We start from the raw sequence: 342 nt of genomic DNA on the forward strand, positions 1-342 counted from the left end.
CTGAAGCTCCAACAACGACTGAAGCTCCAACAACAACTGAAGCCCCAACACCAACTACAACAACTACGACAATCCCATATTACCCAGGAAACAGTGGTGGTAACGGCGACACTACAACAACTACAACAACAACGACTAATGAAGAACCAGGTCGTCCTACTACAACACCAGAACCAAGTCGTTCAACTACGACTCCAGAACCAGCTCGTTCTACAACAACAGAAGACAAACCAGGTCTTCCATTTACTGGTGAAGCTACAAGCCTAGTACTTGTATTGGCTGGTGTGGTAATCATGTCAGGAACTGTAGTTATGAAACGTAAATTTTCTAAATAATATTAGA

The 342-nt window shown here is 43.0% G+C and carries 1 protein-coding gene; it reads left to right on the forward strand.

Annotated features, from left to right (window positions below):
- The coding region (locus HMPREF2957_RS05680) for an LPXTG cell wall anchor domain-containing protein (RefSeq protein WP_148131987.1) at window positions 1-335 on the forward strand (335 nt) is incomplete at its 5' end.
- Window positions 336-342 lie beyond the last annotated feature (7 nt).

The sequence above is a fragment of the Streptococcus sp. HMSC062D07 genome (assembly GCF_001814215.1).
Taxonomy (GTDB): domain Bacteria; phylum Bacillota; class Bacilli; order Lactobacillales; family Streptococcaceae; genus Streptococcus; species Streptococcus infantis_I.